Origin of the sequence: Candidatus Poriferisodalis multihospitum, from assembly GCF_028283155.1 — a bacterium.
Classification (GTDB): Bacteria; Actinomycetota; Acidimicrobiia; order Acidimicrobiales; family Poriferisodalaceae; genus Poriferisodalis; species Poriferisodalis multihospitum.
In genome coordinates, this window is sequence record NZ_JAPYOK010000040.1 from 112,475 (window position 1) to 134,541 (window position 22,067).

Genomic DNA, 22,067 nt, shown 5'->3' on the forward strand with positions numbered 1-22,067 from the left:
CCCCTACCCCGTGCGCACCTTGACCATGGCAGCACGCAGCACGCGGCCGTCGAAACGGAACCCGCTGCGCATCTCCGCCGTCACGATCTGCCGGGCGCCATCGGCATGGGCCGGTGCATCGGCATCGTCTGGCGCTGCGGCGGCCGCGGAGCCTGCATCGTCGACATCGGGGTCATCAGCGTCTTCGTCCGCCGCCGGGGCGGCGGGCGCCTCCTCGATCGTCACTGCCTCGTGCTGGGTGGGGTCGAACGGCTCCCCGACGGAATCGATCCGTTCGAGCCCCGCCTTGCCCAGGGCCACCATGAGCGACTGGCCCACGGCGGCCACCTCGCTGTGCCCTTGAGAAGTGGCGGCGTCGCACCCGTCGAGTACCGGCAGCAGCGACTCGACCAGGCGGCTGACGCCCGCAGAGACCTGCTGACGCCGCTCCGCTTCGACTCGCTTCCGGTAGTTCTGGAACTCCGCCCGTTGGCGCTGCAGCTGGTCGAGATAGTCATCCCGCTCGGCTGTCACGGCTTCGAGCTGTGACAGCAAGTCGGCCCGTTCCGCCAGATCCCCCAGGCCAGGCTGGTCGAGAGCTGGCGGGCTCTCGCCGACTGCTTCCGCAGCCGCTGCGTCGAGCTCGGTCTCGATTTCGCTCACTTCTCCTCGTCCACGATCTCCGCGTCGACAACGTCGTCGTCGGAAGCGGCGCCCTCGCCATCAGTCGCGGTGTTCGCGGCCGCAGACTCGTACAGCTTCTGGCTGAACGCGCTGCTGGCGGCAGCGAGCGTCTCGGTGGCCGAGCGGATGGCGTCGAGATCGTCGCTCTCGAGTGCCTCGCTTGCAGCAGCCACCGCAGCCTCCACGGGCTCCTTGTCGTCGGCGGAGACGCTGTCGCCCTGCTCGTCGAGCAGCTTGCGGGTCTGGTACACGAGCGTGTCCGCGTTGTTGCGGATCTCGGCCTCCTCCCGCCGGCGGGCGTCCTCCGCGGCATGCGCCTCGGCATCGGAGACCATCCGCTCGATCTCGTCGGGCGACATAGCCGATTGCCCGGTGATGGTGATCGACTGCTCCTTGCTGGTCGCGCTGTCCTTCGCGGACACGTGGACGATGCCATTCGCATCGATGTCGAACGCCACCTCGATCTGCGGAACGCCCCGCGGCGCCGGCGGCAGGCCGACCAGCTGGAACTTGCCCAGCGTCTTGTTGCCGGCTGCCATTTCCCGCTCGCCCTGCAGCACGTGGATCTCCACGGACGGCTGGCCGTCTTCAGCAGTGGTGAACATCTCCGACCGGCGCGTCGGGATCGTGGTGTTGCGGTCGATGAGCCGCGTCATCACGCCGCCCTTGGTCTCGATGCCCAAGCTGAGCGGCGTGACGTCGAGCAGCAGCACATCGGTGACGTCGCCCTTGAGCACGCCGGCCTGGATGGCGGCACCCACCGAGACCACCTCGTCGGGATTCACACCCTTGTGAGGCTCACGGCCCGTGAGCTCGGTCACCAGCTTCTGCACGGCGGGCATGCGCGTGGAGCCGCCCACCAAGATCACGTGATCGATGTCGGCTTTCGCCAGGCCCGCGTCGTTGATGGCCTGCTCGAAGGGAGACCGGCAGCGCTTCAGCAGGTCGAACGTCAGCTCCTCGAACTTGGACCGGCTCAGCTCGTAGTCGAGGTGGAGGGGGCCGCTGTCGGTTGCCGTGATGAACGGCAGGTTGATCTGGGTGGTCTGCTTGGACGACAGGTCCTTCTTGGCCTGCTCGGCCGCCTCCCGCAAGCGCTGGCCGGCCATCGCGTCGGTGCTCAGGTCGACCCCGTGGTCGCCCTTGAACGACGCTGCCAACCACGCGACCACAGCCGCGTCCCAGTCGTCGCCGCCGAGGTGGGTGTCGCCGGCGGTGGACTTCACCTCGAAGACGCCGTCGCCGATCTCGAGCACCGACACGTCGAACGTGCCGCCGCCGAGGTCGAACACCAGGATCGTCTGGTCCTCGGTCTCCTTGTCGAGGCCGTACGCCAGCGCAGCGGCGGTTGGCTCGTTGATGATGCGCAGCACGTCGAGGCCGGCGATCTTGCCCGCCTCCGTCGTGGCGGTGCGCTGTGCGTCGTCGAAGTACGCCGGCACGGTGATGACCGCCTCGGTCACCGTGTCGCCGAGGTACTGCTCGGCGTCGAGCTTCAGCTTCTGCAGCACCCGCGCCGAGATCTCCTGCGGCGTGTAGTTCTTGTCGTCGATGGACTTGCCCCAGGTGCTGCCCATGTGCCGCTTGACCGAGGCAATAGTGCGCTCGGGATTCGTGACCGCCTGCCGCTTGGCGACCTCGCCGGTCAACACCTCGCCGTTGCGGGCGAATGCCACCACCGACGGGGTTGTGCGGTCGCCTTCGGCGTTGGCAATGACGGCGGGCTCGCCGCCCTCCATCGCAGCCACCACCGAGTTCGTCGTTCCGAGGTCAATTCCGACAGCCTTGGGCATCGTTGCGCCTTTCATGGTCAGGCATCCCGACCAACCGTGGCCAGGAATGCGAATTGGTAGCAGAGACAAGCATATAAGTTGAGTGTCTTATTAGCAATTTCTCTAAGTGATGCTGCCGGCCGCGGTGCGGAAAGCGCGACGGAGGCGACAGGAAACTCGGCGAAGTTGCGACCGGTTCCCTGTTGGATGCAACGCAATGTGTTGATGACGTCGACAAGAAATGCGGTGAGGTCCGCATCTCTCGCCTGCCGGATCGCTGGTCGACGAGGGTCCTGCCGCCGCCGCGGGCTCCCATTTGAGCACCGCGTGGGGGGGCTACCGTGCACGCCCATGGCATCGGCTGGCGACACGCACACGCTCGTGCTCCTGCGCCACGGCCAGAGCGTCTGGAATCTCAAGAACCGCTTCACCGGCTGGTGGGACGTCGGGCTGACTGACGACGGGCAGGCGGAAGCCCGCGCCGCTGGCGCCACTCTCCTGGCGGCAGGCATCGAACCCGACGTCGTGCACACGTCGCTCCTGCGGCGTGCAATCCAGACCGCCAACACAACGCTCGACGCGATGGGCCGGGGCTGGCTGCCGGTACGACGGCACTGGCGGCTGAACGAACGGCACTACGGAGCGCTCACCGGTTTGAACAAGGCCGAGACGGCCGAACGGCACGGCGCCGACCAAGTCCATCTCTGGCGTCGCAGCTACGACGTGCCTCCCCCGCCGATGCCTGCCGACCATGAATTCGACGTCGCAGGCGACCCGCGCTACTCCGACCTCGCAGCGGGCAGCGTGCCGCGCACCGAGTGCCTGGCCGACGTCGTGCGGCGAATGCTGCCCTACTGGCATGACGGCATCGTCGGCGATCTGCAAGCCGGCGCGACCGTGCTGGTGGCCGCGCACGGCAACAGCCTGCGAGCGCTCGTGAAGCATCTCGACGGCATCGGCGACAGCGAGATTGCCCAGCTCAACATCCCCACCGGAATACCCCTGCTGTACGAGCTAGATGCCAACCTGCAAGTCGCCACGCAATGCCCAGTCGAGGACCGCTACCTCCGCTGAGCAGCGCCTGGGAGCGACCAGACGAATAGCGGCGAGGGCGGCAGTGAACTCTGCGACGTTGCGACCTGCCGGATCGCTGGTCGCTGAGGGCACTGCCGCTCTCGCCGCGGGTGAACGCTGAACGCCGTCTGGCTACAGAGCGTCGATGCCGCGCTCGCCGGTGCGAATGCGCACAACGCTGTTGACGGCAGTGACCCACACCTTGCCGTCGCCGATGCGCTCCGTACGGGTGGATTCGACAATGGCATCCACCACCCGCTCCGCCAGTTCGGTAGCCACCAGCACCTCGATGCGGACCTTCGGAATGAAGTCCACGTGGTACTCGGTGCCCCGGTACGTCTCGGTGTGGCCGCCCTGGCGGCCGAATCCCCGTACCTCCGATGCGGTCAGCCCGGTGATGTCGAGATCCCGCAGCGCCTCGAGCACCATCTCGAGCCGGTGTGGCTTGATGACCGCTGTCACCATTGCAACCGAGGCCTCAACCATTGCGCCCTCCCGACTCAGCCTCTGTAGCGTCGCACGCCGCAGGGCCGATTGCACGCAATCTGCCCGATGAATGGGCGGCGGGCGCTAGTCTCTGGCGCGTCTTGGGGACCGGGCGCATGCTACGGTCCGGCGCTTGTGGGCCAGCCAGCCCCGGCGCAAAGGCCACTGCGGCAAGGAGCGGTATATGTCGGTAGCGAATCGTGCGGAGAGTCTTCGTGAAGTTGATCTGTTCTCCGACTGCAGCAGGAAGGAACTCCAACACATCGCACGCAAGGCCGAACAGGTCGATTTCACGGCCGGCGACAACATCGTTGAGGAGGGCAGCGGCGGCGCAATGGCCGGCTATGCCTTCGTGATCGTGCACGGCACGGCGGTAGTCCGGCGCAACGGGCGCAAGGTTGCCGAGCTCGAACCGGGCGAGTCCATCGGCGAGATGGCGCTGTTCGACGACGGCCCGCGCACCGCTTCGGTGGTGGCTGCCACCGACATGGAAACGATCATGCTGTCGCGGCGGGAGCTGAAAGGCATTATCGACAGCACCCCTTCGGTGGCCCACAAGCTGCTGTCGGAACTGGCCGGTCGCCTGCGCAAGGCGAACCGCAAGCTCTACGGCTGAACCGCTCACCGCCCCCTGCCGGCATCGTGAGCCCGCGGGCGCCGCTGGCGTTCGAGGCTCCCGGCCATCGCGGGGACGTCAGCTAACTTCGCCAGCGTGAGCAAGCCGCCTCTGCGACCGCACCAGCTCGTACTGGGCATCGGCATCGCGTTCGCGGCGATCACCGCTGCCTCAGGCATTGCCGCAGCCGCCTTCGGTTTCCACGAAGACACCGACGCCGCGCATCGCGAGGTGTTCGGCAATGTGCCGGGCGGGGTCAAGTTCGCGTTCTATGCCTTGACGTGCGTGCTGATCGTCTACGGAGCATGGAACTTCGCCCAGCGCACGCGCAACTGGCAGCGGGGCGCCCCTGATCGGCGCTCCACTACTGCGTCAAACGCCCGCCGCCGGCTCCACGACTACCGCGGCGGCGTGCTCATGCAGACGCTGCTGCGCGACCCGGCTGCCGGCGTGATGCACGCACTGCTCTATTACGGCTTCCTGGTGCTGCTGGCCGTCACCACCACGCTCGAGATCAACCACCAGCTGCCCACGGCTGCGAAATTCCTCGTCGGGCCCACCTACCAGGGCTTCAGCTTCGTCGGCGACCTGGCGGGAGCGATCTTCCTGGCCGGAGCGGTGTGGGCGATCGTGCGCCGGTATGCCGCGCGCCCGTACCGCATCCGGATCAAGTCGCGGCCCGAGCACATGGTGATCCTGATCGTGCTGGCGGCGCTGGGGGTCACCGGGTTCGTGGCCGAGGCGATGCGCATCGTGATCGACGGCCGGCCGGCATACGAGCAGTGGTCATTCATCGGCTACCCGCTGTCGGCAGCGTTCGACGGCCTGGGCAACATCCGCGGCTGGCACCAGGTGTGGTGGATTGCCCACGTGGGTTGCTTCATGGCCTTCCTGGTGATGCTGCCCATCACCATGCTGCGGCACATGTTCACCTCGCCGCTCAACATGTACCTGCGCGACCGCGAGCGGCCCAAGGGCGCCATGCGCATGGTGCCCGACCTCATGGAAGCCGACGACATCGAGACCATCGGCGTGTCGGTGGTGAGCGAGTTCACCTGGAAGCAGCTGCTCGACACCGACGCCTGCACCATGTGCGGCCGCTGCACTGCGGTGTGCCCAGCCCATGCCACGGGCAAGCCGCTCGATCCCCGCGAGATCGTGCTGAAGACCGGCGAGATCATGGCCGCGACCGGGGAGCACGGCGGGGTGACGCCGCCGATCGGCGCCGATGCCGAGATCACCGTGGCGGCGGACTCGGTGTTCGAGCGAATCACCCATGAGGAGCTCTGGGCGTGCACGACCTGCAAGGCGTGCGACGAGAACTGCCCGGTCAACATCGAGATCCTCGACAAGATCCTCGACATGCGTCGCTACCTGACGCTGATGGAGAGCGAGTTTCCCGCCGAGCTGGGCGGTGCGTTCCGGGGCATGGAGAACAACGCCAACCCCTGGAACCTCAACAACGGCGAACGGGCCGACTGGGCCGACGGTCTCGATGTGGAGGTGGTCGACGCCGATGACCCGTTCGACCACGAATACCTCTACTGGGTGGGCTGCGCCGGATCATTCGACGACAAGAACCGCCGGGTGTCGGTGGCCACGGCCAAGCTGCTGCGGCGCGCCGGGGTCGACTTCGCCATCCTGGGCCCGGGCGAGAATTGCACCGGCGACAGCGCTCGGCGGTCGGGCAACGAGTACCTGTTCCAGATGCTCGCAGCGGAGAACATCGCGGCGCTCAACGGCATGGGTGTCCGCAAGGTCATCACCCAGTGCCCGCACTGCTTCAACACGCTGCGCAACGAGTACCCGCAGTACGGCGGGAACTGGGAGGTCATCCACCACGCCCAGTTCCTCGAACAGCTCGTGGCCGACGGGCGCCTGGATCTGTCAGAAGCGCGGCTGGACGAGCGGGTCGTCTACCACGACTCGTGCTACTTGGGCCGCCACAACGACGTGTACCTGGCGCCCCGCAACGTCATCGGCAGCCTCGGCGGCGTGGAGATCGTGGAGGCTCCCCGCAACGGCACCAAGGGCATGTGCTGCGGGGCCGGCGGGGCGCGCATGTGGATGGAGGAGACCATCGGCACCAAGGTCAACGACGAGCGCTCGCGTGAACTGCTGGACACCGGCGCCGACCGCATCGCCACGGCGTGCCCGTTCTGTTTCATCATGATCGACGACGGCGTGAAGGGTCACGGCGTCGAAGACGACGAAGTCAAGGTCGCCGACATCTCCATCCACCTCATCGACGCGCTTGAAGCCTCTGAGAGCTAGTCACCCCCCGTCGCGTCAGCCACTAGTCGCGTCGACGGGCGCCCGAACGGAAGCCTCTGCAGCTCGGTACCTTCGAAATCGACGAGCTTTGGCTTTCTAGGATGCTCGAATGCCGTCGCTGGCCCAGCACTTGGACTTGACGGACGTCCAAGCTCGCGCCCAGCGGGCGCGCATTGACCGCCGGATTCAGAGGAAGAGGCAGGAGCCCTATACCTCCGTTGAGGTTGTCTTGTGCTGCGCGCTATTTCGCGTTGTCGATCCACATCGATTCGGCGGGCGCAATATCAGCCAAGTCCCCAGCGAAGTCACACTGCTCGCGGACCTCTTCGTTCGATCACCCGCCTCCATCACCAGCAAGATGCTGAACCTCGATGGTTCGCGCGCTAATGCTGCCGCCGATGAAGTCCTGTTCTTCGAGGCGATGGCGGCCGACTCTGCGCATTTCGCGGTCCTGTACGAGCGGGTCCTGCTTGCGGCCCGCCATATGGGCATCGGTCCCGAGCGAATGCCTGATTTCGTCGAACGCCATCCGGGAGGCGGAATCGTGCTGCTCGGACAGGACGACTTGCCTCAGCAGCCTCTCGTCGAATCCGTTGAACGTCTGGCGGCGAAGATACGAGCGCGCCAGCTCGCAGCCAGCGACGCCCAGACGACCCGTATCGCAGAGCAGACCATCCGGCTCGGACAGCATCGCTTCGCACGCGAGGTGCTGACCAACTACTGGCACCAGTGCGCCTTCTGCGAATTCGCGCCGCGATCGCTGCCGCGCAAGCGTCTGCTCATCGCATCCCACATCAAGCCGTGGGCCGCCTGCAGCGACCCTGAACGGCTCGATGCATCCAATGGAATCGCAGCGTGCCCCATGCATGACGCGGCCTTCGACGCGGGTCTCATCACAGTCAATGGGGGACTGCGGGTGCACCGAGCTCGTCGATTACAGCGGAGCCGCGAGATCGATCCCGGTGTCGAACACAGCTTCGGCCCTGCCCTCCGGAGCACGCTGCGCGTGCCGGGACACGCGGCGCCGGCGGCGCCGTACCTCCAATGGCACCAGCAACACGTCTACGCCGACGATGTCTGACGCGTGACCGAGGGACGGCCAAGCTCACCCTTGCGTCACCACTCAGACTTGAGGACCATTTGCGGAATCTCAGCCGGCAGGGGAAGCACCGCGGGCGCCAGCATCTCGTGTGCACCCCATACGACCGCAAGGTCGGGCTCGACGGGTCCGAGACGCTCCTCAATGGAACTCTCTTCGTCGATCGTTGAGCAGACGAGATACCAACACCGGACCCGGGGTCGCGAGCGCTTGAACGCGAGGACCGCCAGTGCTCCAGCATTCTCAGGATCGACGAGGGCTGTCTGGCCCCCGGACAGGTCGTGAACCCACAGCTGAGCTTGGCGCGTAACGCCGGGCTTGGGTCCATATAGGACCATTTCCCCGTCTGTAGCGAAGCCAGCGGCATCCGTCAGCACGGCAGGCACCCTGCGATCGCCTTGCTGAGTGCTCCACCGTTCGGGAGCAAGATCAAGGGTCAGCGTACGAGGCAAGCGAAGCCCGACGGAATGACCCTTGTCATCTGGTGTTTCTGCCCACGCCAGCCGCCTCGCGCAAACCGCGCGGCGGGCGCCCAGGTGCTCTTCAAGCCAAGCAGTCCTGTCGATTTGATGCATGCTGCCTGGCGTAGCACGTCCACCTCCGCAGCCGGAGGAACACCCGGTCATCCGTCCCACGAAATCGAGTCAGGTGACCAACTCGGCTCGCTCAGCGGCTCAATGCGAAGACCACGTTGCCGGCAACGGCGTCGGGGTTGGCCGGATCGAGATGCTGGTAGACGGCCATACGAGCAGCGCCGCAGTCGCCGAACGCGTCGCAGGCGAGCGTGCCGGTGAGGCCTTCGAAGCCCTCGACGGCCGAGAGGTGATCACGCAGCGCCGCCCTGTCGACAACGAGCACCCCATCTTCGATGCGCGACGTGCCCTCGATGGCGTCGAGCAGCAGCGTCGTGGCGTCGTAAGCCTGGGGCCAGTACGACCCGGCGGACACTTCGCCCAGTTCCGCGGCTAGGCGGTTCAGCACGTCATCCACGCCGCGGCCTGTGGCTTCGTTGACATCGTCTCCGTGGCGCGCGTCGCGACCCGCGAGATACAGGCCGGCCGATCGCGGCTCGCTCAAGTACTCGGCGCCGAAGAAGTCTTGTGTCGTCACGACCTCCAGGACCTTGTCGAAGTCACCGGTGGGACGGTGCTGCAAGACCTCGCTGGCTTCGTTCGGGAACAGCGTGACGAACACTGCCTCGGGTTCGCCCTCGGCGATGGAATCCCACGTCGCTGCGTGGCTGGCGGCCTGACGATGAATGCTCTCCGACGCCGTGACAGTGCCACCGCGCTTGGTGAAGGCGTCGGCGAAGGCCGTCGCGAGCCCTTCGGTGTAGGGATCACCGTCGTGGATTGCTGCAGCTCGGCGAACGCCCCTCTCGACGAACAGGAAGTGCGCGACGACCCTGCCGAGGTACAGGTCGTTGTGAGCCGTGCGGTAGTAGCCGTCGTGCCGGTGCTCGCCGGCATTGCCGGCCAAGTCGGAGGTCAGTCCGGGCGCCGTGTTCGAGGGCGAGATCATTACCAGCCCCGCCTCACTCAGCAGTGGCGCTGCGGCGACGGCGGCAGCGGTGCACGACGTCCCGATGACGCCGACCACCGGCTCGGTGCGCAGCACGGCGTGGGCTGCACGCCGACCGCCCGCCTCGGAGCACTCGCCGTCGAGACCTGCATCCACCTCCACCTCGAACTGCCCGTGCAGCGGGCCGTAGTCGCCCACGGCTATTCGAACCGCGAGGTACACCGGCGTCTCGCGGCCTGCTGCACCGCCGAGTGCGCTGATCGAGCGAATCTGCACGGCCTCATCGCTCGCCACTCGTACTTCGTCCAGCGGTCCGGTAGTTCCGGATCCGCGCTCGGCAGTCTCGGCATCGCCCGCGCACCCGACTGCCAGCATGGCGACCGCAGCCAGACTCGACCGTCGAGCCCAGACCGATCTGTGAGCGGCGTGCATACCGGTTGCCAGCCTGTCACATGGCAGCCAGCTACAGCATGCGGCGGGAGCGGAAGTTCTCGTGGTAGCGGCTGGGCGTGGGGCCGCGCTGACCCCGGTACTTGGATCCCAGCAGCTCGGCGCCGTAGGGATGCTCGGCCGGCGTGGTCATCTCCATGAAGCTGATCTGGCAGATCTTCATGCTCGGGTACAGCGTGATCGGCAGGTTCGCCACGTTGGACAGCTCGAGCGTCAGGTAGCCGTCCCAGCCGGGATCCACGAAACCGGCCGTCGTATGGATGAGCAGGCCGAGACGCCCGAGCGACGACTTGCCCTCGATGCGCCCGACAAGGTCGTCGGGCACCGCCACGCGTTCAAGAGTTGAACCCAGCGCGAACTCACCGGGGTGAAGGATGAACGCGTCGCCTGCGGCAACCTCCACCTCTTCAGTCAGGTCGGTCTGATCCTCCACGACGTCGATAACTCGGCGCGTGTGGTTGCGAAAGACCCGAAAGGTGGCATCCAGCCGCAGGTCCACCGATGAGGGCTGCACGGCTGCATCACCCAAGGGCTCGATGACGATGCGGCCCTTCTCAAGCGCCTCACGGATGCTCCGGTCCGACAGGATCACCTCACCCCCCTTTCGTCTTCGGCTGCCAGCGTGCCCGCCAGCGCGTGCCGCATCCGTCGCCGGGCGACCCTAGTGGCCAAGCACCGGTTCGAACGCCCCTGCCACAGCTGCACTGAATAGGCTCTGGCCTTCGCCCGCGGGTGTAGTTCAATGGCAGAACTTCAGCTTCCCAAGCTGATAACGGGGGTTCGATTCCCCTCACCCGCTCCGCAGCCTTTGCGTAACTTTTATGTCACGCTAGAGTGAGTCTCATGGCAGCAGCACGCACCGGCGCAGAGCGGTATCTGCGAGACCGCAGGACGGATGCAGAGTACGAACGAGCCTACGACGCTGCGCGCCACCGTATCGATCAGATTGACGGCATTATCCGGATACTCGACCAACGCCGATGCCGCTTGCAGCTGAGCAAGGCGGAACTTGCTCGTCGGGCAGGCCTGCGCCCAGAGGTGATCAGACGCCTCTTCTCGGCCGAGAACCCAAATCCGACGCTGTCGACACTCGTCGCGCTCGCAGGCGCTCTCGAACTCAAGATGACGGCCGCACCGCTTGAGACGAGCCGGGCTAGCTGAAGACGGTCCGGTTCCGTTCGAACTCCTCGCGGTAGCGGCGGATGCGACGGTAGTCCTTCGGGTCAGCCGGCTGCCGACGGGGCTTCGTCAGTCCTCCCAAGCAGATAATTGACGAGCCGCCGAGGTCGTCGGCGTTTCGCTCCAGCAGGCAGAAGAGCCGATGATTTGCATGGCTTCCCTGGACACGGACCTCATAGAAGCCGGCCATCTCGCTACGCATGGCCTGCCACTTCCCGCCGCCCGAGAATGCGGGTGGGGGCGCCTCAGCTACGGCATCCAGGACCGCGTGAACCTCGGCAGCCACATTTTCAGAGAGTGTCTCGAAGAAGTCGAGCGCTGGGACAGTCTCGTCCGCATCGTCGACCTTGGCGCGTTGGAAGAAGTGAATGAGCCAAGGAGCAGGACGAGGCGGGGTGGCCATGGTCAGAACTCGGGCTCACTCTCAGGCGTCTCAGTGCTCGCTTCGGAACTAAGGGAGCCAGCGAGCGTCTCAAGCTGGGCGACAACTTCACCGATCGCCGCAAATGCCGCTGCGGGCAGCGCCTGATCCGAGCGAAGCTCAAACACGATCTCCCCGCCGTCAATCGGCCAGAGCTGTCGGACTGTAGGGGCAGCCGTAGCCCGTTCGGCTACACGCTCACGAGTCGGTGGGGCACTCGGTGCGTGCGGCGAAGAATCGAGCGTCCCGACTGTTGTGGTCTCAGTAGCTGCGCCGGCCTCCGGTCCCCAGAGCACGACGTCACCGCCGTCACTCAGCTCTGCGAGTTCCGCAGAGACTGCGCTCTCGATGAATGATTCGATGAACTTGCTCGACGACGACGGTGTAACCCCCAACTCGTGGACGGCCCGTCCAGCGAGATGGCCAGGATTGAGCGATTGCCCCTTCGCGCTCTGGTCATAGAGCCGAGCGAATACACCGCAGTTATTGAACGCTTCCTGCATCGCTTGTCGCTCCGTCGCCGCATCCGTGGGTATGGCGATCTGCCGCGCCACGTCCGTCATCGTGAGCATTTCTCCGCGACCGGTGATGAGTCCCCAGTCCCGAAACGCCGACAGCCGCTGACGAAACGTCCCGCTATTGACCGTGCTGTGGCCCATGTAGGAGGCAAGAGCGGGTGTCGAATGCTCGAATCCGTACTTGCCGGCTTCCTTCAGGAATCGAGCAGCCTCCGACAGGGGCATGACCGGGAACCCCGTTCCCCGCTTGCGGCGCGGACTCTTGGCATCGTCGTTGGCAGCGGCCGGCTCCGTCTCGATATTCGAATCCTCGCTCATCACAACTCCATTTCCAACCAGGACAGTAACTTTAGTTTAGATCATACTGTCCGAGTATTACAGTATAAGTCTAACTATATCTTACTCATGACGGCGTCGAGCGAGGCTCGCAAGATCGGCTGAGGCGTTAGCAGAGCAAGCTGATAACGGGGGTTCGATTCCCCTCACCCGCTCACCTCATCCCGCCAGCAGTGTCGCAAGTGCCCAAATCGCTGCGACGAGCCCCACAAGAGCGAGCGGCACAGCCCGCCGCGCCGGCGCTCGCACGGCTTTCCCGCCGTCGCCGACGTACCGCGGACGCACCATTGCTGCCACGTTGCCCACGAACAGCGCGCCGCCCATCGCCAGCACCAGATACGGGATGAGATCGTCGCCGAGGAACATCGTTCCGTCGTTGGCCGCAGACATCAACATGCCGCTCAGTTCTCGTGCGCCATGTCGGCGAACAGCGTGTACTGCGGCATGAATGCCAGGCGTGCCGTGCCGGTCGGCCCGTTGCGGTGCTTCGCGATGATGATCTCCGCCATGCCTCGATCGGCGGTGTCCTCGTTGTAGATCTCGTCGCGGTAGATGAACATGACGATGTCCGCGTCTTGCTCGATCGAACCCGATTCACGCAGGTCCGACAGCATCGGCCGCTTGTCGCTGCGTGACTCCAGATTCCGGCTCAACTGCGAGAGCGCCACGATCGGCGTCTCGAGCTCGCGCGCCAAGATCTTGAGGCCGCGTGAGATCTCTGCGATCTCCACCTGACGGTTCTCGGCATTGGCTCGACCGCTCATGAGCTGCAAGTAGTCGACCACGATCAGTCCCAATCCACCCAGCCGGCTGCGCAGCCGTCGGGCCTTGGCACGAATCTCGGTGACGGTCACGTTCGGGTTGTCGTCGATCCACATCGGCGCGTCGCCCAAGCGACCCACGCTGCGCGTGATCTGGTTCCACTCGTCGGCGCGCAGCTGGCCCGTTCGCACCCGCGTGGCATCGACCCGCGCGTCGGAGGCCAGCAGCCGACCCGTCAGCTCGGCATGGTTCATCTCCAGCGAGAAGAGCAGCACCGGCTGCTGCAATTCCAAAGCCACGCTGGAGGCCATCGTCAGCGCCAGCGATGTCTTGCCCATGGCGGGCCGGGCACCCACCACGACCAACGACGACGGCTGGATGCCGGCCAGGATGCGGTCGAGCGAGGAGAAGCCGGTCGCCAAGCCCGAGAACGCATCGCCCCGTTCGTACAGCTCCTCCAGCCGGTCCAGGCTCTCGTCGAGCAAGTCGTGCAGGGACTGCGTGGAGTCGACAATTCGGCGCTCGGCCACGCTGAACACCAACGACTCCGCCTGGTCGATGGCCGCAGCCGTGTCATCGGGGCGACTGTGCGCCAGCTCCGAGATCTCCGACGAGACGGCGATCAAGCGGCGCAGCAGCGCGGTGTCTTCCACGATGCGCGCATAGCGGTCGATGTGGGTGAGCGTGGGCGTGGCAGCTTCGAGCGCCAGCAGACGCTCGGCGCCCCCGGCCGCTGTGAGATTTCCACTGCGCTCGAGCTGATCGGCGACGGTCAGGCAGTCGACGGGTTCGGAGGAGACATAGAGCGACTCGATCGCCTCGAACACAAGGCCGTTCGCGGGCACATAGAAGTGATCGACCGCGAGACGCTCGACCGCGGCGCCGATGGCATCGTTCGAGAGCAGCATCGCCCCGAGCACCGATTCCTCGGCGTCGATGTTCTGCGGCGGGACCCGACCACCGGCTCGGCGCGCGACATCGGTCGGCAGCTCCGCGAGACTCATCGCCCGCGATCCTGCCGTGCGGACCCTCTGGAACGCTTGGGCACATCACTGGGATTTCCAGTGGAATTCGCGGCCAGTTGTCCACAAGTGCCGCGGCGCGCTCTGACCATGTCCCCATGGCACTACGGGGGTGTGACACCAAAACCAGCCAAACCGGGCTGAGACCCGGCACGCAGCCGCGGCGCTAGCTCAGCGCGACGACCTCGACGTTGAAGGTGAACGACACGTCAGGGTGCAGCTCTGCCGAGACCTCGTGCGTTCCGATGGTTCGGATCGGCGCTTCGATCGTCAGCTTGCGCCGATCGACGTCAGCGCCTGTCCGGGCCGTCATGGCCGCAGCAATCTCCGCGGTCGTGACCGATCCGTAGAGATGCGTCCCCGAGCCAGCCCGGGCAGCAATGGTCACACCGTCCGCGACCAGTTCCTTGGCGACACGCTCGGCTGTCTCGCGCTCGCGCAGATCACGCGCAGATCGCGCCCGGGCCATGGCCGCCGCCTGGCTCACGGTGCCGTCGGTCGCTCGCAGCGCCAGCCCTCGCGGTATCACCGCAGCAGGCGCTGGGGCAACCACCTCGTCGAGATGCTCGTCGACCACGTCATCGCTGTGTTCCCGCTCGTCGCCCGGCGGGCCGCCTGCTCGATCAGCAGGCGGTCGGCGGTCGTCGCCCGGCCGCTGGCCGCGTCGCTTGTCGCCGCGCCGCTGCGTCATCGGCCGGCGCGCATATTCGATCAAGGCCATCTCGCGGGCTGTCTTGATCGCTCGGGCCACCTCGCGCTGCTGCTGGCGATTGTTCCCCGAGACGCGCTGGGCCCGGATCTTGGCTCGTTCGGAGACAAACGACCTGAGCAGTTCGGCGTCCTTGTAGTCGACGTAGGACACCCCAGATGTGGTGAGCGGGCTGACCTTGCGCCGACGCGGGCGGCTCCGAAGATCCTTCGCTCGGGCCCGACCGGTTCGCTTGCGTGGTGGCATTAGAACGGTTCCTCCTCAGGTGACTGTTGTGGTGCGCTGTCGCCGGACTCCCAGGTGCCGCCACTGCGGCGCTCGCGGGATCCGCCACCGTCGCCGGCCGGGCCTCGCGGGATCCGGGTGATCTCGGCAGTCGCCCAGCGCAGCGATGGTGCAATCTCGTCGGCAACGATCTCCACAACGCTGCGCTGGTCGCCGTCTGGTGTCTCCCAACTGCGCTGCTCGAGCCGCCCGGTGACGACCACGCGGTTGCCCTTGGCCAGCGACTCGCTGACGTTCTCGGCGAGTTCGGCCCAGCAGACGACGTTGAAGAAGCTGACTTGCTCCTCCCAGTCGTTTGTCTGGCGGTTCATCCACCGCCGGTTCACGGCTACGCCGAGCACTGCCCGGGCGCGGCCGGTCTGGGTGAATCGAAGTTCAGGATCGCGGGTGAGATTGCCCACCACGGTGATGGTGTTGTCAGCCATGACGCCTCCGCTTAGTGGCTGTTGGTCGACCCCTCGTCGAGCAATCCGCGCCGCTGCGCTTCGTCGTCGGGGAGTCGGATGAGCTTGTGGCGGACGACGTCGTCCGCGATCCGCAGGTACCGCTCAACCGGGTCCATCGCTCCGGGCTCAGCCCGCAGCTCGATCACCGAGTAGTAGCCGCGTGTCTTGTGGTTGATCTCGTACGCAAAGTCGCGCAAACCCCAGAAGTCGAACGAGGCCACCTCGCCGATCTCTGAAATGCGGCCTTGGACTTCATCCATGGCCTTGCGGGCTTCAGCGTTCTCCAGGTCACCATCGCAGATGACCATCAGCTCGTACGCGCGCAATTGGGGGCGACCTCCTGTGGACCCGCCGGGGCGGGGCCCCTTGCGGGGCAGGGATATGTTCTTGCACCCACCCTGCGAACCCGGCCCCAATGAGCAGGCTCGCTGCAAGCGTCGCTGACGCCTGTGGCTGGACGGGCACGCAAGTGCCCGTGGTGCGCTCGCAACGCTAGGCGCAGTGCTCGCCGATCACACCCTGAATTACTGGCGCGTCGCCTCCTGGCTCAGCCTCTAGGGCGGATGCTGCAGGGGATCCAGCACCGCCGCGAACAGCTCACCGGTCGCCGTTGCAAGGTCGATTTCGGCTGTCGGGGGCTTCGAAGCGATCCGCACCGCGGCGATGTAGTGCGTGGTCCATCCGGCGAACCATGCGTCACCGGTGCCTGTCGAGACTCCGGCTCGGCCGAGCGCCGGTACGCCGGACGGCAGCGTGAGTGAATCCATCCCGGCACGCAGCTCAGTGATCGACGTAGCTGCGGGAACCAGGGTGCGTTCCATCGGCCATCGATCCGTGTCGCGGTCGGGCAACGACCGGCTCGGCGGGGTGTCGCTCGCTTCGAGCACGATCCGCGAGGTGCGCCTCTCTCCCCCGGTGGCGATGACGCTGAACGCCGCCGCAACCTGCGACGCGTCGCCAGCGAGCGGGACGGTGCCGACGGAGGTCTCGTCGCCGCCATCGACGATCCACGCCCACACGACGTCTGCTGCCGGACCGAGCAGATCGCCGAACGGTCGGGGCCGCAACCCGGCTTCGACATCGACATCACCTGCCGTCGAGGCGCGGCCGGCACTCACGAGCACGCGCACATCGCCGCTGCGGTCCAGCACGGCGACCTCAGCACCGACCGCAGAGCTGGCCGCGCTGTCGAGCTGGGTGCGAACGGCTCGTACTGCGGCGCGCTGGGCAGGCACGTCGACGCTCGTGGTGACGTGCAACCCGCCGGTCACCACTCGATGAATGCCGTATCGCTCGACGAGCTCGACGTACGCCTGCCCTACGGCGGCCGTCAGGCCAGCCTCAGCGATCAGCATCCGGACGAACCCGCCCGCTGCAGCGTCGAGGGTGCCATGGTCTGGGGCGCCCGGACCGGCCGCGCCCACGCCGAGAGCGGCTGCGGGACGGACGCCGGCAGGCACCGGCTGGGATCGCCCCGTTGCCAATTCGTCGGATGTGAGCATGCCGTGCTCGTACATGGTCACCAGCACCCGGTCGCGATCTTGCCGGGTCGACCGGTACCGGTCGTCGGCAGGACCCGACGCTGCGTCGACGCCCCAAGGAGCGTCGACGAGCGACGCTATGTAGGCCGCCTGGGTGACCGTGAGATCCGATGCGGGGATGCCGTACCAAGCGTTGGCCGCGGCATGGACGCCGTAGGCACCACGGCCCAAGTACACGATGTTGGCGTAGCGCTCGAGAATCTCAGGTCGGCTGAGCTGGCGACCCAGCCTCAGCTCTGCCAGCAGCAGGCGGGCCTCGCTCGCAGCACCGTCGTGAGGATCGTGGACGGTCTCGAGATACCTGCGCATGATCCCGTTGCGCGCCGGATCCGGTTCTCCCCAGAGTTGCCGCAGCGCCACGGCGTACGCACCGGCATCGACGCCGTCACGCTCCAGGAAGCTCGGGTCGAGCACCGCAACCAAGGCATCGACAAGCGCCGGCGCCATGTCTTCCAGGCCCAGCGACGCGTGCGGGACGCTGGGGCCGATCTCGGCAATCGGTGTGCCGTAGCGGTCATAGAGCACGCTCGGCGCAACCGACGCGTGCTGCGGTGGCGAGGGGAGGCTGTCCAGCAGCCGGCTTCCGGTGCCTGCTGCAATCGCCAATGCCAGCACGAGCCACAGGAGCCGTCGAGCCCAGCGCCGGCGAGCGGGCATCCGGCCCAAGCTACTTCAATTCGGGTACCGCGAATCCGCTGGCCGCTTGGGTCCGGGACTCGGCGGTTGCAACCGATTTGTACCCTCGACGCAGTGACATCGAACCCAGCGGGATCGACCTCGGCCCGTGGGCTCGAGCCGGGCACACCTGTGCTGAGTGACGATGACCGGCGAGAGCTCCTGGAGCGCATCGAACCGCTGGCGGCAGCATTCGCTGGCGCTGGATACCGGTTCTTCCTCGTCGGAGGGCTTGTCCGCGATGCGCTGCTCGGTCACGGCCTGACCGGCGACATCGACATCACGACCGATGCCAAGCCGGACCAGATAGCAGTGCTCGCAGCCGGCTGGGCAGACACCGTCTGGGATCAGGGGAAGCGCTTCGGCACCATCGGCGCTCGGCGAGGCAGCACGACCGTCGAGATCACCACCCATCGGGCAGAGTCCTACGACAGCAGCTCACGCAAGCCGCATGTGCGCTTCTCCGACGATGTCGCTACCGATCTGAGCCGGCGCGACTTCACCGTCAACGCCATGGCGATCGAACTCCCGGGCTGGGCACTGCTCGACCCGTTCGACGGCTTGACGGATCTCGCGGGCGGGGTACTGCGCACACCATCGCCGCCAGAGGGCTTGTTCGCCGACGACCCGCTGCGGATGCTGCGAGCGGCCCGGTTCAGTGCGCAGCTCTCGCTCATTGCTACGCCGGAACTCGTCGCGGCAGTGCGCAGCTCGCGCCCGCGGCTGGCCATCGTGTCGCGCGAACGCATCGAGGCCGAACTCACGAAGCTCCTCGAACTGCCTCGGCCCTCCGCCGGTGTCCGCTTCTTGGACGACACGGGCCTGCTGGGAGATCTCCTGCCGCCATGGCGGCAGGCCGAGGCCGCGGTGCCGGCTGCCGCCCTGGACGACGTTGCTGATCTCGGCGATCCGGTCGCCCTGCGCTGGGCCATCCTGCTCGGACCCGTGTGCGACGAAGCCGCCGCAGCCCGATGCCTGTCCGCGCTGCGCTGCGACAACGCGACCCGCACGAAGGTTGCGGCGACTCTCCGCGCTGCACGAGCACTCGAGACAGCCGCCACACGCGCATCAGCCGACGACGCAGTTTGGCGAAAGACGGCACGGCAGCTCATCGCTGATCACGAGCCGGAGCTGGACGCCGCAGCCGCCAGCTTGGCCGCCTGGGGCAACGAGCTGCGCGAGCCGTTCGCCGCCCGACTGGCTGAGCTCCGAGCAACCGAAGGTGCCAGTCTCCGGCGCCTGCCGATCGACGGCCATCGCGTCATGAAGCTGCTCGGAACCTCAGGGCCGGCAGTCGGCGAGGCTCTGGAATGGCTGCGCACTCAGCAGATCGAGCACGGCCCACTGGATGCCGAAGGGGCCTGCCGATTGCTCACAGCTTGGAACCAGGGCCGGCAGCACTAGGGGCCGGGGGCATTTGAGCCCGCGCACTAGCGTGAGCCGCGTGGCGCTCCAGCCTCGCATCGCACCCGAGCCCGCCCCGGCTGTTCCCGGATCGGTTGACTACCGGCTCAGGCGGAGACGCCTGCTCGCAGATGTGGAAGCGGGCGTGGTGTCACGCGCCGAGGCATGCGATGCCCACCCCGACCTGCTGCGAGCCGCTCGCAACGCCGCCCCGCCGCTCGGCCGACGCTGCCCGCTGTGCCCCGACGGCGACTTGCGGATCGTCGGCTACGTCTTCGGCCCGCGCATGGGCAGCGGGGGCAAGTGCGTGCTCTCGGACGCAGAACTCCAGCGCGTCGCCCGGCGCAACGGCAACTTCATGGCCTATGAGCTCGAGGTGTGCCCGGAGTGCGGCTGGAATCACCTCATCCGGAAGTACCCGCTCGGCGCCGGCTGATCTGGCGCGCGGCTGCAGCCGCGGTGTCCCGGTGGCAGCAGTGAGAGTTTCTGGCATCCTCCGATGAATCCTGATCGATGAATTCAGTAGGTGACGATGAAGTTTGAGCTCGGCGACCGCGTGATCTACCCCCATCACGGTGCGGCGGAGATCATGGCCCGGGAGCAGCGAAACGAATTCGGCGAGGCCCGCGAGTACCTCGTGCTCAAGACGGCGCACGGCGACTTGACGGTCAAGGTGCCCGCCGACATGGTCGACGAGGTCGGCATGCGGCCGCCTATCGACACCGACGACGTCGAGGATCTCTTCGAGCTGCTCGCCAAGAAGGATGTCCGCGAGCCGGCCAACTGGAGCCGACGCTTCAAGAATCACCAGGAGAAGCTGAAGTCCGGCGACATCTACCAAGTCGCCGAAGTAGTCCGGAACCTCGCACTGCGCGAGAACGCCAAGGGTCTCTCGGCCGGCGAGAAGTCGATGCTGGAGAAGTCCCGCCAGATTCTCGTCTCGGAACTGTCCATCAGCATGGACGTCACCGAGGACGAGGCCCGCCAACAAGTGGAATTGCGGCTCGCCGGCTGAGCGGGCAGCGATCGGGCGCGACGATGCGCCGACAGCAGGGCGCCGCGGCGGCAGCAGCCGGCATCGGCATCTCACGCCTGTCAGGTCTCGCTCGCACAGCGCTTGTCACCAACGTCCTCGGGATCGGCACCATCGGCGATGCCTTCGCTGCCGCGATGCGCATCCCGAACTTCCTCCAGAACCTGCTCGGCGAAGGTGCCCTGTCGGGAGCATTCGTTCCCGCCTACAGCTCGCTGACCGAGCGCGATGAGCGCGCAGCGGGTCGATTGGCCGGCGCCATTGCCACGTTCTTGGTCGCAGTCACCGCGGCCGCTGCGCTGATCAGCATCTTGGCCGCACGGCCCTTGGTGCGGCTCATCGCCTGGGGTTTTGTGGGCGAGCGGTTCGAGCTCACGGTCACGCTCGTGCGCATCACGGTGTGCGGCACGGCGTTGGCAGTGCTGAGTGCATGGTGCCTCGGAGTGCTCAACAGCCACCGTCGCTTCTTCCTCTCCTATGTGGCGCCAGTGGTCTGGAACGCGACCCAGATCGCCGTGTTGGTCGGCGTGCTCGCATGGGGGGTGGCGGGCGCCGACCGCGCGACGGCATTGGCCTGGGGCGTAACTGCCGGGGCAGCGGCCCAAGTGCTCGTGCAGTTGCGAGGTGTCTGGCGGGCCAACCCGCGGATCTCCCTGAACTTCGGTTGGCGGGAACCGCAAGCCGCCGGGGTCATCAAGCGATTCGGGCCTGCGGTGGCCGGTCGCGGGGTACTGCAGATCTCGGCCTTCCTGGATCTCGCGCTGGCCTCGCTGCTCAGCGTGGGAGCGGCAGCAGCGATGGCGGCTGCGCAGACGCTGTATCTGCTGCCGCTGAGTCTGATCGGCACCAGCATCGCCGCGGCCGAGCTGACTGAGCTGAGTCGCATCCGGGAACCCACCGTGATTGCCGAGCGCACGTCTGCACGCCTGTGCGCGACTGCATTCGGCGTCTCCGGCGTGGTGGCGATCTATTTCGCAGCCGGCGGACCGCTCACCGATTCGGTGTTCAATCTCGCCGGGTTGCGCACGGCGATCGCAGACGACGACATCACCCTGATCGCCCTGGTCCTGGGTGCCTACTCGCTCGGACTGGTGCCGCTCGTGGCGTCGAGACTGTGCCAGAACGTCCTGTTCGCCGCGCGCGACACGCGCACGGCGGCCACCATCGCGGCGATCCGGCTGGCTGTCTCGCTGGCAGTCGGCGCAGCACTGATGCTGCCGCTGGACCGGGTGCTCGTGCTCGAGGGCGCCCTCACCGGGTTCGGCGACATCGATCTGTTCTCGCTGGAGTCCACATGGACACTGCTGGATTCGGGGATCCGCTCAGATCCCGCACTGCCCGCCCGCCTGGGCGCGGTAGGCCTGGCGCTCGGTGCGGCGGTGGGTGCCTGGGTCGAACTGGGCTTGCTGCGTCGAGCAGTCATGCAACGCCGTCCCGCGCGGGCTGGCATGCCAGCGGGAGCCGACTGGCCGGCGGGGCGGCTGTTCGGGGGCGCGATTGCGCGTCACCTGGTGCCGGCAGTCGTGACGTTCGTTGTCGGTCTGGGGGTCACGCTCGTGCTGGCACCAGTGCCTTCCGTACTGCGAGTCGCGGTTGCCGGCTTGACCATGGCAGGGCTTCACCTTGGCTGCGGACTGGCGCTCCGGTTGCCCGCGGCCCGAGCACTAACTTCGCAACTGTCCCGCGTGGCACCGAAGCGAACGCACGGCGCCCCGCACGCAGACACCCGCTCCGAGCCGGACGAAGCCCCCACCGACGACAACGAAGGAAACTGAGCCGAA

At 66.7% G+C, this 22,067-nt stretch carries 23 protein-coding genes and 1 tRNA gene; 10 read left to right on the plus strand and 14 right to left on the minus strand.

The genetic code is table 11. The annotated features are described in order from the left end of the window. Positions 1–3: 3 nt before the first annotated feature. Positions 4–642 (minus strand): nucleotide exchange factor GrpE, encoded by a 639-nt coding sequence (locus tag VI480_RS03755; protein WP_323671475.1) that lies wholly within the window; start codon positions 640–642, stop codon positions 4–6. Then, on the minus strand, positions 639–2,456 hold the full coding sequence (dnaK, locus tag VI480_RS03760; RefSeq protein WP_323671476.1) for a molecular chaperone DnaK: 1,818 nt from the start codon (positions 2,454–2,456) through the stop codon (positions 639–641). Before dnaK ends, VI480_RS03755 begins: the two co-directional genes overlap by 4 nt. 330 nt (positions 2,457–2,786) lie before the next feature. Here dnaK and gpmA point away from each other — a divergent pair, with 330 nt between their 5' ends. Continuing rightward, positions 2,787–3,509 (plus strand): 2,3-diphosphoglycerate-dependent phosphoglycerate mutase, encoded by a 723-nt coding sequence (gene gpmA / locus VI480_RS03765; RefSeq protein WP_323671477.1) that lies wholly within the window; start codon positions 2,787–2,789, stop codon positions 3,507–3,509. Positions 3,510–3,641: 132 nt separating this feature from the next. Here gpmA and VI480_RS03770 read toward each other — a convergent pair whose 3' ends face one another. Beyond that, on the minus strand, positions 3,642–3,995 hold the full coding sequence (locus VI480_RS03770; protein ID WP_323671478.1) for a P-II family nitrogen regulator: 354 nt from the start codon (positions 3,993–3,995) through the stop codon (positions 3,642–3,644). A gap of 133 nt (positions 3,996–4,128) precedes the next feature. Here VI480_RS03770 and VI480_RS03775 point away from each other — a divergent pair, with 133 nt between their 5' ends. From VI480_RS03775 to VI480_RS03785, 3 genes are all read left to right on the plus strand, one after another. Further along, positions 4,129–4,611, plus strand: a complete 483-nt coding sequence (locus VI480_RS03775; protein ID WP_323671479.1) for a cyclic nucleotide-binding domain-containing protein — start codon at positions 4,129–4,131, stop codon at positions 4,609–4,611. A 96-nt stretch (positions 4,612–4,707) separates the two neighbouring features. Then, complete coding sequence (locus VI480_RS03780) at positions 4,708–6,885, plus strand: heterodisulfide reductase-related iron-sulfur binding cluster (RefSeq protein ID WP_323671480.1); 2,178 nt, start codon at positions 4,708–4,710, stop codon at positions 6,883–6,885. Between the two features lie 358 nt (positions 6,886–7,243). Beyond that, a complete protein-coding gene (locus VI480_RS03785) occupies positions 7,244–7,966 on the plus strand; it encodes an HNH endonuclease (protein ID WP_323671481.1) in 723 nt (240 codons plus the stop codon). Between the two features lie 35 nt (positions 7,967–8,001). Here the strand turns inward: VI480_RS03785 and VI480_RS15550 are convergent, their stop codons facing one another. The 3 genes from VI480_RS15550 to dcd all read right to left on the minus strand — a co-directional run bounded on the left by VI480_RS15550 (position 8,002) and on the right by dcd (position 10,547). Further along, a complete protein-coding gene (locus tag VI480_RS15550) occupies positions 8,002–8,610 on the minus strand; it encodes an EcoRII N-terminal effector-binding domain-containing protein (protein WP_416246636.1) in 609 nt (202 codons plus the stop codon). 40 nt (positions 8,611–8,650) lie between these two features. Further along, positions 8,651–9,880 carry a branched-chain amino acid ABC transporter substrate-binding protein gene (locus VI480_RS03790; protein WP_323671482.1) on the minus strand — a complete coding sequence of 410 codons (1,230 nt, stop codon included), beginning with the start codon at positions 9,878–9,880 and terminating at the stop codon, positions 8,651–8,653. 88 nt (positions 9,881–9,968) lie between these two features. Next, the gene (gene dcd / locus VI480_RS03795) at positions 9,969–10,547 is read right to left on the minus strand and encodes a dCTP deaminase (protein ID WP_323671483.1); all 579 of its coding nucleotides are present in this window, start codon (positions 10,545–10,547) and stop codon (positions 9,969–9,971) included. Positions 10,548–10,683: 136 nt separating this feature from the next. On the opposite strand from dcd, the gene VI480_RS03800 reads away from it, so the two are divergent. Together VI480_RS03800 and VI480_RS15555 are read left to right on the plus strand one after the other, a co-directional pair. Beyond that, a tRNA-Gly gene (locus VI480_RS03800) sits at positions 10,684–10,754 on the plus strand. A 44-nt stretch (positions 10,755–10,798) separates the two neighbouring features. Beyond that, positions 10,799–11,116 carry a helix-turn-helix domain-containing protein gene (locus VI480_RS15555; RefSeq protein WP_416246629.1) on the plus strand — a complete coding sequence of 106 codons (318 nt, stop codon included), beginning with the start codon at positions 10,799–10,801 and terminating at the stop codon, positions 11,114–11,116. Here the strand turns inward: VI480_RS15555 and VI480_RS03805 are convergent. The 8 genes from VI480_RS03805 to VI480_RS03845 all read right to left on the minus strand — a co-directional run bounded on the left by VI480_RS03805 (position 11,109) and on the right by VI480_RS03845 (position 17,831). Beyond that, entirely contained in the window at positions 11,109–11,537 is a 429-nt protein-coding gene (locus VI480_RS03805; RefSeq protein WP_323671484.1) for a hypothetical protein, read from the minus strand. The two genes, VI480_RS15555 and VI480_RS03805, sit on opposite strands and share 8 nt — an antisense overlap. Positions 11,538–11,539: 2 nt before the next feature. Next, positions 11,540–12,391 carry a hypothetical protein gene (locus VI480_RS03810; RefSeq protein ID WP_323671485.1) on the minus strand — a complete coding sequence of 284 codons (852 nt, stop codon included), beginning with the start codon at positions 12,389–12,391 and terminating at the stop codon, positions 11,540–11,542. A gap of 177 nt (positions 12,392–12,568) precedes the next feature. Beyond that, positions 12,569–12,805 (minus strand): hypothetical protein, encoded by a 237-nt coding sequence (locus VI480_RS03815; RefSeq protein ID WP_323671486.1) that lies wholly within the window; start codon positions 12,803–12,805, stop codon positions 12,569–12,571. A 5-nt stretch (positions 12,806–12,810) separates the two neighbouring features. Continuing rightward, positions 12,811–14,175 (minus strand): replicative DNA helicase, encoded by a 1,365-nt coding sequence (gene dnaB, locus VI480_RS03820; protein WP_323671487.1) that lies wholly within the window; start codon positions 14,173–14,175, stop codon positions 12,811–12,813. 184 nt (positions 14,176–14,359) lie between these two features. Then, positions 14,360–15,148, minus strand: coding sequence for a 30S ribosomal protein S18 (gene rpsR / locus VI480_RS03825; protein WP_416246630.1), 789 nt, complete (start codon positions 15,146–15,148; stop codon positions 14,360–14,362). After that, positions 15,148–15,612: a single-stranded DNA-binding protein gene (ssb, locus tag VI480_RS03835; RefSeq protein WP_323671488.1), complete on the minus strand. Its 465-nt coding sequence runs from the start codon at positions 15,610–15,612 to the stop codon at positions 15,148–15,150. Before ssb ends, rpsR begins: the two co-directional genes overlap by 1 nt. A gap of 11 nt (positions 15,613–15,623) precedes the next feature. After that, on the minus strand, positions 15,624–15,959 hold the full coding sequence (rpsF, locus tag VI480_RS03840) for a 30S ribosomal protein S6 (RefSeq protein WP_323671489.1): 336 nt from the start codon (positions 15,957–15,959) through the stop codon (positions 15,624–15,626). Between the two features lie 228 nt (positions 15,960–16,187). Beyond that, positions 16,188–17,831, minus strand: a complete 1,644-nt coding sequence (locus VI480_RS03845; RefSeq protein WP_323671490.1) for a transglycosylase domain-containing protein — start codon at positions 17,829–17,831, stop codon at positions 16,188–16,190. Between the two features lie 93 nt (positions 17,832–17,924). Between VI480_RS03845 and VI480_RS03850 the strand changes: the two genes are divergently transcribed. The 4 genes from VI480_RS03850 to murJ all read left to right on the plus strand — a co-directional run bounded on the left by VI480_RS03850 (position 17,925) and on the right by murJ (position 22,061). Continuing rightward, positions 17,925–19,253 carry a CCA tRNA nucleotidyltransferase gene (locus VI480_RS03850; protein ID WP_323671491.1) on the plus strand — a complete coding sequence of 443 codons (1,329 nt, stop codon included), beginning with the start codon at positions 17,925–17,927 and terminating at the stop codon, positions 19,251–19,253. 40 nt (positions 19,254–19,293) lie between these two features. Then, positions 19,294–19,689, plus strand: coding sequence for a DUF5318 family protein (locus tag VI480_RS03855; protein ID WP_323671492.1), 396 nt, complete (start codon positions 19,294–19,296; stop codon positions 19,687–19,689). Positions 19,690–19,785: 96 nt separating this feature from the next. Continuing rightward, positions 19,786–20,268 (plus strand): CarD family transcriptional regulator, encoded by a 483-nt coding sequence (locus VI480_RS03860; RefSeq protein WP_323671493.1) that lies wholly within the window; start codon positions 19,786–19,788, stop codon positions 20,266–20,268. A 23-nt stretch (positions 20,269–20,291) separates the two neighbouring features. After that, positions 20,292–22,061, plus strand: a complete 1,770-nt coding sequence (gene murJ / locus VI480_RS03865; RefSeq protein ID WP_323671494.1) for a murein biosynthesis integral membrane protein MurJ — start codon at positions 20,292–20,294, stop codon at positions 22,059–22,061. Positions 22,062–22,067 lie beyond the last annotated feature (6 nt).

Bases quoted from the DNA above. Each gene is read 5' to 3' on its own strand.
- VI480_RS03815 (WP_323671486.1), bottom strand. From the start codon at position 12,805: ATGTTGATGTCTGCGGCCAACGACGGAACGATGTTCCTCGGCGACGAT.
- VI480_RS15555 (WP_416246629.1), top strand. From the start codon at position 10,799: ATGGCAGCAGCACGCACCGGCGCAGAGCGGTATCTGCGAGACCGCAGG.
- VI480_RS03770 (WP_323671478.1), bottom strand. From the start codon at position 3,995: ATGGTTGAGGCCTCGGTTGCAATGGTGACAGCGGTCATCAAGCCACAC.
- VI480_RS03785 (WP_323671481.1), top strand. From the start codon at position 7,244: ATGCTGAACCTCGATGGTTCGCGCGCTAATGCTGCCGCCGATGAAGTC.
- dnaB (WP_323671487.1), bottom strand. From the start codon at position 14,175: ATGAGTCTCGCGGAGCTGCCGACCGATGTCGCGCGCCGAGCCGGTGGT.
- VI480_RS03845 (WP_323671490.1), bottom strand. From the start codon at position 17,831: ATGCCCGCTCGCCGGCGCTGGGCTCGACGGCTCCTGTGGCTCGTGCTG.
- rpsR (WP_416246630.1), bottom strand. From the start codon at position 15,148: ATGCCACCACGCAAGCGAACCGGTCGGGCCCGAGCGAAGGATCTTCGG.
- gpmA (WP_323671477.1), top strand. From the start codon at position 2,787: ATGGCATCGGCTGGCGACACGCACACGCTCGTGCTCCTGCGCCACGGC.
- VI480_RS03805 (WP_323671484.1), bottom strand. From the start codon at position 11,537: ATGGCCACCCCGCCTCGTCCTGCTCCTTGGCTCATTCACTTCTTCCAA.
- VI480_RS03790 (WP_323671482.1), bottom strand. From the start codon at position 9,880: ATGCTGGCAGTCGGGTGCGCGGGCGATGCCGAGACTGCCGAGCGCGGA.
- dnaK (WP_323671476.1), bottom strand. From the start codon at position 2,456: ATGCCCAAGGCTGTCGGAATTGACCTCGGAACGACGAACTCGGTGGTG.
- VI480_RS03810 (WP_323671485.1), bottom strand. From the start codon at position 12,391: ATGAGCGAGGATTCGAATATCGAGACGGAGCCGGCCGCTGCCAACGAC.
- VI480_RS03860 (WP_323671493.1), top strand. From the start codon at position 19,786: ATGAAGTTTGAGCTCGGCGACCGCGTGATCTACCCCCATCACGGTGCG.
- murJ (WP_323671494.1), top strand. From the start codon at position 20,292: ATGCGCCGACAGCAGGGCGCCGCGGCGGCAGCAGCCGGCATCGGCATC.
- ssb (WP_323671488.1), bottom strand. From the start codon at position 15,612: ATGGCTGACAACACCATCACCGTGGTGGGCAATCTCACCCGCGATCCT.
- VI480_RS15550 (WP_416246636.1), bottom strand. From the start codon at position 8,610: ATGACCGGGTGTTCCTCCGGCTGCGGAGGTGGACGTGCTACGCCAGGC.